Source organism: Mariniflexile aquimaris, from assembly GCF_042676825.1.
Classification (GTDB): domain Bacteria; phylum Bacteroidota; class Bacteroidia; order Flavobacteriales; family Flavobacteriaceae; genus Mariniflexile; species Mariniflexile aquimaris.
The window spans coordinates 405,940-419,633 of sequence record NZ_JBHTIB010000008.1; the positions used below are offsets into that span (position 1 = coordinate 405,940).

A 13,694-nucleotide genomic window follows, 5' to 3' on the forward strand; every position below is an offset into this window, starting at 1 on the left:
TAAATTATTAAGATTATGTCAGACGAAAAAGATAAACTAAAACAAGGACAAATAAATATTGAACTTGACGAAAAAGTGGCCGATGGAATCTATTCTAACTTAGCTATAATTAACCATTCGGTATCAGAGTTTGTTATAGATTTTGTAAATATTATGCCAGGTGTTCCAAAAAGTAAAGTGAAATCTAGAATTATTTTAACTCCGCAACATGCCAAACGCTTATTAAAAGCTTTAGGAGAAAATGTGGCAAGATTTGAAAATGCTCATGGTGAAATTAAAGATTACGAGCAACCACCCATACCTTTAAACTTTGGTCCTACGGGGCAAGCATAGTTAATAAAAAGAGAAAAAGTAAGATTCGTTTTTTACTTTAAAAAGGTTGCTCGAAATGTTTTGTAGAGCAACCACCTATACCATTAAACGTGTGTCCTACGGGGCAAGCATAAAAAACAAAAAATCCCTTTGAGCGTTCAAAGGGATTTTTTATTTAATTAAGATGCACGTTTTTTAAAATTTTTCCGATAGGTTAGTGCCCCAGACGGACAACGTTTTATTTGATTAATAATTTTTTTCGTTTCTGTGCCGTCTAAATTTATCCAAGGAATAATACTCAATCTAAAAACTTCGGATAATTCTTTTGCACATTTTTCTGCGTGTACGCATTTACAAGGTTCGTAACAAACGGTTATATCTTTATTACTAAATTCGTTTTTATAAGATTCCATAGGCTTTTAAGTTTGGGGTTCTTAAAATTTAATCAATTTTGAATATCGTAAAATATTACTACGAAAATAATAATTTAATAATATTTCACACATAAAATTATGAATATCTTATTTTCTTAAGAATAAAAATCGATGAATGACTAAAATTCTGAGGTAAAATGGAATTTAACACTCGGATAGGTTTGTTGCGTCATTTGTAATGAAAAGGCAGAATCGGCTAAAAATACCAATTGATTCTGTTTGTCTTTGGCTAAAAATCGCTGTTTTACACGAATAAATTCCTTGTATTCATCAGTTTTAGAATTTTTAGGATCTACCCAGCAAGCTTTGAATACATTTAAATTTTCATAAGTACATTTAGCACCGTATTCATGTTCTAATCGGTATTGTATTACTTCATACTGTAACGCACCAACAGTACCAATTACCTTTCGGCCATTAAGTTCTAAAGTAAATAACTGAGCAACACCTTCATCCATTAATTGGTCGATGCCTTTAAATAATTGTTTAGATTTAAGTGGGTCGGCATTATTAATATACCTAAAATGTTCTGGCGAAAAGCTTGGAATACCTTTATAATTAATAAGTTCGCCTTCGGTTAAGGTGTCTCCAATTTTAAAGTTACCGGTATCATGTAAGCCAACAATATCACCAGGGTAGGAGATATCTACAATCTCTTTTTTTTCTGCAAAAAAAGCATTGGGGCTCGAGAATTTTAATTTTTTACCATGACGAACATGTAAATAGGGTTTATTCCGTTCAAACGTTCCAGAAACGATTTTTACAAACGCCAAACGGTCGCGATGATTTGGATCCATGTTAGCGTGAATTTTAAATACGAATCCTGTAAAATTCTTTTCGTCAGGTTTTACCAATCGTTCTTCACTCTGTTTTGGCCGTGGTTTTGGTGCAATCTCAATAAAACAATCAAGCAATTCTCTAACACCAAAATTGTTTAAGGCAGAACCAAAAAATACGGGTTGTAAATGCCCATCTAAATAGGTTTGTTTGTCAAATTCAGGATAGATGCCTTCCACTAATTCTATTTCATCACGAAGAGTTTTAGCGGCTTTATCGCCCACTAATTTATTCAATTCTGGCGACTGCAAATCAGAAATCTCAATAGTTTCTTCAATATTTTTTCTGCTATCGCCACTAAATAAATTAATGTTTTTCTCCCAGATATTATAAATACCTTTAAAATCGTATCCCATTCCTATTGGGAAGCTTAAAGGCACTACTTTTAATCCTAATTTTTGTTCAATTTCATCCAATAAATCGAAGGCATCTTTACCTTCTCTATCCATTTTATTAATGAAAACAATCATAGGGATGTTACGCATTCTACAAACCTCAACCAGTTTTTCAGTTTGTTCCTCAACACCTTTGGCAACATCAATTACAACAATAACACTATCTACGGCGGTTAACGTTCTAAAGGTGTCTTCAGCAAAATCTTTATGTCCAGGCGTATCAAGTATATTTATTTTTACACCATCATATTCAAAAGCTAAAACCGAAGTAGCTACCGAAATACCACGTTGGCGTTCAATTTCCATAAAATCGCTGGTAGCTCCTTTTTTAATTTTATTACTTTTTACGGCGCCAGCTTCTTGTATAGCACCACCAAATAATAATAGCTTTTCAGTTAAGGTTGTTTTACCAGCATCGGGGTGGGAAATAATTCCAAAAGTTCGTCTACGTTGTATTTCTTTTATAAAACTCATAATTATCTTTCAAATAGTTTGCAAAGATAAACTTATTGTAGAATTTTAAGAGTGCTTATTGCTTATTACTTTTTATCAGTTTTTAATCTAAAATGATCCGTCATTTTTAATAACAAATATTTAAGAAATTTTAAATTAAAAGTGACTTTTTGTTATTAAATGCGTCATATTATATATATCTTGTATATCGATATCGATGTCTAAACCATAGAGTTGTTGAATTGGATATTTATTCTGAATTTTAAGCGGTTATATGTTAAATAAAAAAGGAATTACTAGTTACAGTACTTCATTTATGCTATAGCCATTTCGCTTTTCTCTCAAAATGCAGATCAAATATTTATTTAAAATTTTGTTAATTTTAGAAATCTTACCGATTCTAACTTCAAACAAAATTTTAAATCATACAACTGTGAATAAAATATATGTTACTTTTTTAAATCTCCCTAAGAAATCTTATGAAAAACATTACAAAGCTATTTTTATTTTTTCTGTTATTTTTTGCTTTACTTACTAATTCTTTACACGCACAATTAGATAGTGAACACTTTTTGCCACCATTAAAACAGGCTTTTAATAATGTTGCGATACAGCAACAAGAAATTTATCTATCAACTTCAGAAACAACTCCATTTTCAGTGCAGGTTTATAGAGGAAACAACCCAGTACCCATTGGGACTATAACAGGTTTGGCAAATGGAGCGCCAAAATTGTTTTCATCGTTTATATCATTACCAGACGGTGATAATGATATTACTTTAGTTACAAATGCAAATACTGGTGTGGTGCTTTCTAATAGTGGGTTGCGTTTTTTGGCACCTGGAGGGCAAAAATTTTATGTAAACTATCGGGGAAGAAGTGGCGCGCAGGCGGGGTCTTTAACAGCAAAAGGTAGAAGGGCTTTAGGTTTAGAGTTTAGATGGGGAGGTATACCTAACAGGGCCAGTAATGCAAATTTAACTACGTCGCTAGGTATAATGGCTAGCGAAGACAATACGGTGGTTAATGTGTTTGGTTATAATCCTAACTGTCAATTTAGGGTTGGGAACAATGCCGGAGGAAATACAGCAGATAGTTTTTCAATTACTTTAAATGCAGGACAAACATATGTAATTGAAGCGGCTACAAATCAAACATCGGCGAATGTGGATGGATGGCTAGGTGCCACAATTACTTCTGATAAACCAATAGCAATTAGCAACGGCGGGTTAAATGTTGGAATTAGAAATGGATCTCAATCAAGGGATGTTGGTATCGACCAACCTGTTCCGGTAAGTATATTAGGAAAGGAATATGTTTTTGTTAGAGGAAATGGTAGCGATGAAAGCGAATTCCCAATAATTGTTGGTACAAAAAATAGTACAGATGTTTTTGTTGGAGGAACCTATTTTGCGACTATTAACGACGGTGAATATGTAGAAATCCCGGGATCTAATTATTCAGGATCATCAGCTGGGGCAAATATGTTTGTAAGAACATCAAAAGATGCCTATGCTTTTCAATGTCTTACAGGTTTGCCTAATGCCATTCAAACAATTGGAATGAATTTTATCGCGCCATTAAATTGTTTGCTTCCTAGCATTTTGGATGAAATTCCTGCTATTAATTTAATTGCAGGTTCGGCTACAAATGAATCAGCAATCACAATTATCGCATCATCGGCAACATCTGATGCAAATATTACAGTAACAGATAGTAATGGCGCAGTTGTGTTGCCAGCTTCAAAGCCAGCACTCGGAACTTCAGAATGGAAAACCTTTTTTGTTAATGGTTTAACAGGGCAAGTAAAAGTGAATTCTACAGGTCCTATAGCTGTAGGCACTTTTGGAAGTCAAGGTTCAAATGCCGGTTTTGCGGGTTATTTTTCTGGATTCGATACGGTTCCCACTGTTGGATTAAGTGTTTCAGGTAGTGGGTGTTTTCCTAGTACCATTTTACAAGAAAATTCAGGAACTTTTGACGCGTATCAATGGTATAAAGATGATGTTTTAATTCCTGGAGCAACAGCAAATACCTATACACCGCTAAGTATAGGTGATTATTTTGTTAAAGTAACAAAAGGATCATGTACTTATGATTCAGGTCTTTTAGAAGTTTATAACTGCGATCCGGATATTTTAATTACCAAAACAGATAATCAAGATCCTATTGATGAATTAGAAAATGTTACTTTCACTATTAGAGTTAAGAGTTTAGGCGTTAACCCAGTAACCAACGTAGTTATTCAAGATGTGTTGCCAGCCGGTTTTACACTTGTAAGTGCTACACCAAGTTCTGGAACGTGGACAAATCCAAATTGGACAATCGGAACCATGACAGCGGGCCAAATCCGAAATTTGGTTATTGTAGCGAAGGCTGATTATGGAACTGGTGGAACAACAATAACAAATACGATTACAAATACTCAAGATCAGGTTGATAGTAATGCTTCTGTCGATGATCCTAACGAACCCGTTACCATTCTTATAATTGACAATGATGGCGATGGCGTAACCAATGCGGATGAAATTTCAAATGGTACAGACCCTAATGACTCATGTAGTTTTGTATTAGCTAATGCCACGGTGCCGCCAAGTGCTGCGTGGAACGCTGGAGATTGTGATGGTGATGGCGTAACTAACCAGCAAGAAATTACCGACGGAACAAATCCATTAAATGACTGTTCTTATGTTTCAATAAATATAAGTTTAACAGTAACATCTTCCGCCGATTGTGATGGTGATGGTGTAACTAATGCCAATGAAGCAACAGACGGAACAGATGGCCAAAATCCATGTAGTTTTGTACTAGCAAGTGCAACTGTGGCTCCAAATGCAACGTGGATTGCAGCCGATTGCGATGGAGACGGCGTAACTAACGGTCAAGAAGTAACAGATAATACAAGTCCATTAGACGATTGTTTGTTTGTCACAGCCAATATCACAGCAACTGTAACTTCAACAGCCGATTGTGATGGCGACGGTGTAACAAATGCCAATGAAGCCACGGACGGAACAGACGGTCAAGACCCATGTAGTTTTGTGTTAGCAAGCGCCAGTGTAGCCCCAAGTGCTGCATGGAACGCTACCGATTGCGATGAAGATGGCGCAACTAACGGACAAGAAATTACAAATGGAACCAACCCATTAATTCCAAACACATTACCAGATAGTTTAATTGTTACTGAAGGATTTAATGGTACAGTAAATGTATTAGCTAATGATGATTTTTTACCAGGAGCAAACACAAGTTTGGTAGATGCAGGAACAGGAACAGCAGGTGGGACCATAAGTTTTGATTCCTCAACTGGAGTATTGACTTACACACCGTTGGCGGGAGAAGAAGGCACTACAGTAACAATTAATTATACAGTATGTAATACAGCAGCTCTTCCGCAAGTATGCCGCACTAATACCGTTACGATTACCGTGTTAGATGATTCTGATAATGATGGAATCCCCGATGTAACAGACCTAGATGACGACAACGACGGAATACCAGACACCTATGAAGCTGGAGGAAATAATCCGAATACCGATGCTGATAACGATGGTGTTCCCGCTTATTTAGATGAAGACGATACTAATAATACCATTGGTAATGATACGCCTGGAATAGCAAAATTATACGATTTCGATGGCGATGGCATACCAAATCACTTGGATTTAGATTCAGACAATGATGCCATTCCAGATGTTATTGAAGCAGGGTATTCAGACACTAATAATGATGGTTTATACGATTCAGTAAATTACGGTACAAATGGTTTAATTAACGAGGTGGAAACAGCGCCAGATAGTGGAATATTAATTTCAAGCCCTATAAATACGGATGCAACATCCGATGTATCTCCTGGGTATACCTTATATAATTTTCTAGATGTCGATTCAGATAACGACGGAATCACAGATACTACCGAAGCATTTTCGAATAATTCAAATTATAATGATGTTAATAATGATGGTCAAGTTGATGGTTTTTTAGTAGATTTTACAGATGCTGATAGAAATGGTTGGTACGATCCAATGGATGCAGAAGCTGTTTTTCCAACGCCTTTAAATTCAGATGCAGATGCCCTTCCAAATTATTTAGATTTAGATTCAGATGGCGACGGATTACCAGATACATTCGAAGGAAATTTTCAGGTAACTGATGGAGACAATGATGGGATTGTAGGGACGGGTATACCAGCAGATTCAGATGGTGACGGTTTAGCAGATACAAACGATCCGAATGCTGTAGGGAATTTTGTTTGTGCAAATCCTTCTTGTTTTGGTTTTAACCAAGACAGAGATAACGATGGCTTCAAGAATTATTTAGATATCGATATTGATAACGATGGCATTTTAGATAATATAGAAGGTCAATCAACATTTTCCTATAGACCACCTACTGGTTTAGATACAGATGGAGACGGAATTGATGATGCATATGATGTAAATAACGGTGGGGTTGGTATAGGTTATACGAATACAGATGGAGGAAGCGCACCAGATTATGCCGATACAAATTCAGATGGCGTTGATGGGGTTGGAGATGCCTTTGATATTCTTGAAAATGCTACAGCTAATGCTATAGATGGCCCATTAGATTTGGTAGATAATGGGAATGGTTCTGCAGTGCCAGACGGGATGGTAGATCCAGCACAATTTGTGGATGCTGATGGTGATGGTCTGCATGATGATTTTGAATATGCAAATCCTGCAACAGATTTAACGAATAACACTTCTAATCCGTTAAATGCAACAAACAATAATCAATTACCAACAAATCACCCGGATTCTGATCCTGTAGGAGGCGATAGAGATTGGCGTGAATTATCAGCTCAAGATAAAGACAATGATGGAATTCCAGATGTTACAGATTTAGATGACGATAACGATGGGATACTAGATACTGTTGAAGATGAAAATCTCGATTTAGACGGAGATCCCAGAACAAATCCAACAGATACTGACGGAGATGGAATACCAGATTATTTCGATTTAGATTCAGATAATGATGGTATTCCAGACTATACCGAAGCTGGAGGAACTAACGATCCGGATGGTAATGGACAGGAAGGTTCTGGGGTTCTTGGGAGTGCAGATGTAGATGCTCAAGGGAGACCTTTAGATACAGCACCTGGAGGATTGATTCCTATCGATACAGATGGTGATGGTATACCAGATTATAAAGATTTGGATTCAGACAACGATGGTATTGCCGATGTAATTGAAGCTGGTGGAATTGATGGTAACGGAAACGGACAATATGGATCAGGAATTGCAAATGACGCCGATGCCGATGGATTAATTGATGCTATTGATCCATCTTTAGGAGGAACTCCTCTTATTATTTTGGATACCGATGGTGATGGTAAATTTAATTATGTTGATTTAGATTCAGACAACGATACAATTCCTGATAATGTGGAAGGACAATCAACGGTTGGTTATTTAGCTCCAAGCGGAATAGATACAGATAAGGATGGTTTAGATAATACCTATGATACTAATAATGGCGGAACCGCTTTAGTTGTTGTTGATACAGATGGTGATACCACACCAGACTATTTAGATTTAGATTCAGATAATGATGGTGCTTTTGATATTGTAGAAGCTGGAAATGGAGTAGCGGATACCAATACTGATGGTAGAACAAACAGAGCAGTTGGTAACAATGGATTAGATAACTTAATTGAAACTATAGATAACTTTTCAGATCCAAATGGTAATTATAATAATCCAAAAGTAGATTTCCCTGATGCAGATGGCGATGTACTAATTGGCGGCGATGTAGATTATCGTGATAACACGTTTACCGATACAGATGGTGATGGTTTAGGAGATGGAAACGATTCAGATCCAAATAATCCATGCGATCCGGTACAGGTCGCGGGTTATACTGGTTATGATAGCACGAATGCTATTTGGCAAGCAGCCGATTGTGATGGCGATGGTGTAACTAATGGTAATGAATTTACTAATGGTACCGACCCGTATGCAACCACAGATACTGATGGAGATGGGGTGAGTGATGAACTGGAAGATGCAGGACCTGATGGTAATCCAGCAACTACTGTTGATAATACAGATAAAAACAATCCATGCGATCCAGTGCAAGCTGCAAGCTATACAGGTTTCGATAACACGAATGCCATTTGGCAAGCCGCCGATTGTGATGGCGATGGCGTCATTAATGGTAACGAGTTTACTAATGGTACCAATCCGTATGCGACTACAGATACTGATGGTGATGGGATAAGTGATGAGCTGGAAGATGCAGGGCCTGATGGTAATCCAACAACTATAAGTGACAATACCGACAAAAATAATCCATGTGATCCAGCACAAGCAGCAGGCTATACAGGCTATGTTGCTACCAATGCCATCTGGCAAGCGGCGGATTGTGATGGTGATACAGTAACCAACGGTCAAGAAGTAACCAACGGCACGGATCCATATTCGAATGTAGACACCGATGGAGATGGTATAAATGATGATTTAGAAATCCAAAATGGCACGGACGAGACTAATCCATGTGATCCAGTTCAAGCAGCAGGCTATACAGGCTATGTTGCTGCCAATGCCATTTGGCAAGCAGCGGATTGTGACGGTGATACAGTAACCAACGGTCAAGAAGTAACCAACGGTACCGATCCATATTCGAATATCGATACTGATGGAGATGGTATAAATGATGATTTAGAAATCCAAAATGGCACGGACGAGAACAATCCATGTGATCCAGCACAAGCAGCGGGCTATACAGGCTATGTTGCTACCAATGCCATCTGGCAAGCAGCCGATTGTGATGGTGATACTGTATTTAATGGCGATGAAGTAACCAATGGTACCGATCCATATTCCAATGTAGACACCGATGGTGATGGTATTAATGATGATTTAGAGAATAGCGACGGTAATGATGCAGCTAATCCATGTGATCCAGCACAAGCAGCGGGCTATACAGGCTATGTTGCTACCAATGCCATCTGGCAAGCCGCCGATTGTGATGGCGATGGCGTTCCCAACAGTCAAGAAGTAACCAACGGTACCGACCCATATTCGAATGTAGACACAGACGGAGATGGTATAAATGATGATCTAGAAATCCAAAATGGTACGGACGAGGCCAACCCATGTGATCCATTACAATCAGCAGGCTATACAGGCTATGTTGCTACCAATGCCATTTGGCAAGCCGCCGATTGTGATGGCGATGGCGTAAACAACGGTCAAGAAGTAACCAACGGTACCGATCCATATTCCAATGTAGACACCGATGGTGATGGTATAAATGATGATTTAGAAATCCAAAATGGTACGGACGAGACCAATCCATGTGATCCGGTTCAAGCAGCAGGTTATACAGGCTATGTTGCTACCAATGCCATCTGGCAAGCCGCCGATTGTGATGGCGATGGCGTAAACAACGGTCAAGAAGTAACCAACGGTACCGATCCATATTCGAATGTAGACACAGACGGAGATGGTATAAATGATGATTTAGAAATCCAAAATGGTACGGACGAGGCCAATCCATGTGATCCATTACAAGCAGCAGGCTATACTGGCTATGTTGCAAGCAATGTGATTTGGGCAGCCGCCGATTGTGATGGCGATGGCGTAAACAATGGTCAAGAAGTAACCAACGGTACCGATCCATATTCGAATGTAGACACAGACGGAGATGGTATTAATGACGATTTAGAAATTCAAAATGGCACGGACGAGACCAATCCATGTGATCCAGCACAAGCAGCGGGCTATACAGGCTATGTTGCTACCAATGCCATCTGGCAAGCCGCCGATTGTGATGGCGATGGCGTTCCCAACAGTCAAGAAGTAACCAACGGTACCGACCCATATTCGAATGTAGACACAGACGGAGATGGTATAAATGATGATTTAGAAATCCAAAATGGCACGGACGAGGCCAATCCATGTGATCCATTACAAGCAGCGGGCTATACAGGCTATGTTGCTACCAATGCCATCTGGCAAGCCGCCGATTGTGATGGCGATGGCGTAAACAACGGTCAAGAAGTAACCAACGGTACCGACCCATATTCGAATGTAGACACAGACGGAGATGGTATAAATGACGATTTAGAAATCCAAAATGGCACGGACGAGACTAACCCATGTGATCCATCACAATCCCCAGGCTATACAGGCTATGTTGCTACCAATGTTATTTGGGCAGCAGCCGATTGTGATGGCGATGGCGTAAACAACGGTCAAGAAGTAACCAACGGTACCGACCCATATTCGAATGTAGACACAGACGGAGATGGTATAAATGATGATTTAGAAATCCAAAATGGCACGGACGAGGCCAATCCATGTGATCCATTACAAGCAGCAGGCTATACAGGCTATGTTGCTACCAATGTGATTTGGGCAGCAGCGGATTGTGATGGCGATGGCGTAAACAATGGTCAAGAAGTAACCAACGGTACCGATCCATATTCAAATGTAGACACAGACGGAGATGGTATAAATGATGATCTAGAAATCCAAAATGGTACGGACGAGACTAATCCATGTGATCCGGTTCAAGTAGCTGGTTATACAGGCTATGTTGCAAGCAATGCCATCTGGCAAGCCGCCGATTGTGATGGCGATGGCGTAAACAACGGTCAAGAAGTAACCAACGGTACCGATCCATATTCGAATGTAGACACAGACGGAGATGGTATAAATGACGATTTAGAAATCCAAAATGGCACGGACGAGGCCAATCCATGTGATCCAGCACAAGCAGCAGGCTATACAGGCTATGTTGCAAGCAATGCCATTTGGCAAGCCGCCGATTGTGATGGTGATGGCGTAAACAACGGTCAAGAAGTAACCGATAATACAGATCCATTAGACGACTGTTCTTATGTAACATCCAGTATCAGTGTGGTAGTAACATCCACTGCAGATTGCGATGGCGATGGTGTAACCAATGCCTATGAAGCAACCGATGGCACCGACGGACAGGACCCATGTAGTTTTGTGTTAGCAAGTGCTACCGTAGCACCAAGTGCTGCTTGGAATACTGCGGATTGTGATGGCGATGGCGTTACTAACGGACAAGAAGTCACCGATAATACAGACCCATTAGATGACTGTTCTTATGTAACAGCGAGTATTACTTCACCAGTAAACTCAACAGGTGATTGTGATGGCGATGGCGTTATCGATGCTACAGAAATAGCGAATGGAACCAATCCAAAAGATGCTTGTTCTTATAATGTAGCCGATATTACAGAGCCAGTAACGGCAGCCACAGATTGCGATGGCGATGGTGTTATTGATGCTACAGAAATAGCAAATGGCACAGATCCTAAAGATTCATGTTCCTATAATGTAGCAGATATTACGGAGTCAATAACTTCAACTTCAGATTGCGATGGGGATGGTGTTATCGATGCTACAGAAATTGCAAATGGCACCAATCCAAAAGATGCTTGTTCTTATGATGTAGCAGATATTACAGAGCCCGTAACAGCAACCTCAGATTGCGATGGCGATGGCGTTATTGATGCTACAGAAATTGCAAATGGCACAGATCCTAAAGATGCTTGTTCATACAATGTATCGGATATCACAGTACCTGTAACCACAATCGCTGATTGTACAGCTGAAATTGAAGTAACAAAAATAGCCGATTACTTTGGAGTTCGATTAGGAGATGTTATTAATTACACCATTACAGTTGAGAATATTGGAAACGTTAGAATTACAAACTTGTTTTTAGTGGATAATTTTATAGATGCTCAAGGTAATGTAATCAGTTTGTCAACGCCTGTAACTTTTGAAAGTTCAGATTTAGATAGTCCAGAAGGTACATTGTTAGTTGGAGAGACTGCTACGTATACCGCTTCTTTTGTTATTTCACAACAAGCAATTAATGCAAGTGGCGTGAGTAATAGTGTAGTTGCAACAGGTAATGCTCCAAACGGAGATACCGTAAGCGATATTAGTGACGATGGAGATGACTTTGATGGAAATACTTTTGATGACCCGACTGAAACACAATTAGGGTGTTTAATTACTTATAATGAGTTTTCACCAAATAATGATGGTGTGAATGATACGTTTGTAATTGGTTGTATTGAAAATTATCCAAATAATAAACTTGAAATCTATAATCGTTGGGGTAATATCGTGTATTCAAAACGTAATTATAACAACGAATTTGATGGCACATCTAATGGTAGAGCCACAGTGAATACTTCTGAAAAACTTCCAGACGGTACGTATTATTATGTTCTGGATTTAGGAGACGGTTCGAAACCTAAAGTAGGATGGTTATACATAAATAGATAGTAAAAAGACTAAAAAGAAATTAAAATGATACAAAAATCATCGTTCATAAAAAGTTTAATTTTAGTGTTTATTACACTAGTAAGTATAAACGTTTGCGCACAGCAAGATCCGCAGTATACGCAGTATATGTATAATACCATGAGTGTGAATCCTGGGTATGCTGGTCAAAGAGAGGTGCTCAGTGCCACGGCACTGTATAGAACCCAATGGGTTGGAATAGATGGAGCTCCCAAGACGGTTACATTCGGAATTCATTCGCCATTAGAAAATAACCGGTTAGGACTGGGATTGAATATTGTAAGTGATCAAATTGGTCCAGCGGTTGAAACCACCATGGATGCCAATTTTTCATATACAATCCCAGTCGATCCTTTTGGTGAAACCGAATTATCATTCGGTATTAAAGGAGGTTTACATGTTCTTGATACCGATTGGAGTAAAGGAATATATAGAAATCCAGATGCGGCTTTTAACGAAAATGTTAATTTGATTTCCCCAACCTTAGGAGCTGGTTTGTACTTGCATTCCAACAGTTGGTATGTAGGGCTGGCAATTCCTAACTTTTTAAATACTAATCATTATGATGATTTTCAAGAATCCTTAGCAACCGAGCGGATGCACTATTTTCTAATTGGAGGTTATGTGTTTGATGTTAGTAATGATCTCAAGCTAAAACCAGCATTTTTAGCGAAAGCTGTAAAGGGTGCGCCCATGATTGCAGACCTATCCATAAATGCATTAATTAAAGAATCCTTAACACTAGGGATGGCATACAGATGGGATGATTCAGTGAGTGGGTTGTTAGGGTTTCAAATTAATGATGGGTTATATATTGGCTATGCCTACGATGTAACCACAACCAATTTGAACAATTACAATAGCGGATCGCATGAAATTATGCTCCGCTTCGAATTAAGGTCGGCTGGCAAAATATTATCACCAAGGTTCTTTTAATACAA

Annotated in this window: 5 protein-coding genes; 3 read left to right on the plus strand and 2 right to left on the minus strand. The window is 38.8% G+C overall.

Annotated elements, in window-relative coordinates:
* Positions 1-15: 15 nt before the first annotated feature.
* Positions 16-333: a DUF3467 domain-containing protein gene (locus ACFQ0I_RS06755; protein ID WP_379940623.1), complete on the plus strand. Its 318-nt coding sequence runs from the start codon at positions 16-18 to the stop codon at positions 331-333.
* A 158-nt stretch (positions 334-491) separates the two neighbouring features.
* Here ACFQ0I_RS06755 and ACFQ0I_RS06760 read toward each other — a convergent pair whose 3' ends face one another.
* Both ACFQ0I_RS06760 and ACFQ0I_RS06765 read right to left on the minus strand, forming a co-directional pair.
* The gene (locus ACFQ0I_RS06760; protein ID WP_379940625.1) at positions 492-725 is read right to left on the minus strand and encodes a (4Fe-4S)-binding protein; all 234 of its coding nucleotides are present in this window, start codon (positions 723-725) and stop codon (positions 492-494) included.
* Between the two features lie 140 nt (positions 726-865).
* Positions 866-2,452, minus strand: a complete 1,587-nt coding sequence (locus ACFQ0I_RS06765; protein WP_379940627.1) for a peptide chain release factor 3 — start codon at positions 2,450-2,452, stop codon at positions 866-868.
* Between the two features lie 458 nt (positions 2,453-2,910).
* Between ACFQ0I_RS06765 and ACFQ0I_RS06770 the strand changes: the two genes are divergently transcribed.
* On the plus strand, positions 2,911-12,735 hold the full coding sequence (locus ACFQ0I_RS06770) for a T9SS type B sorting domain-containing protein (RefSeq protein ID WP_379940629.1): 9,825 nt from the start codon (positions 2,911-2,913) through the stop codon (positions 12,733-12,735).
* A gap of 24 nt (positions 12,736-12,759) precedes the next feature.
* Positions 12,760-13,689: a PorP/SprF family type IX secretion system membrane protein gene (locus ACFQ0I_RS06775; RefSeq protein WP_379940632.1), complete on the plus strand. Its 930-nt coding sequence runs from the start codon at positions 12,760-12,762 to the stop codon at positions 13,687-13,689.
* The last annotated feature ends 5 nt before the right edge of the window (positions 13,690-13,694 follow it).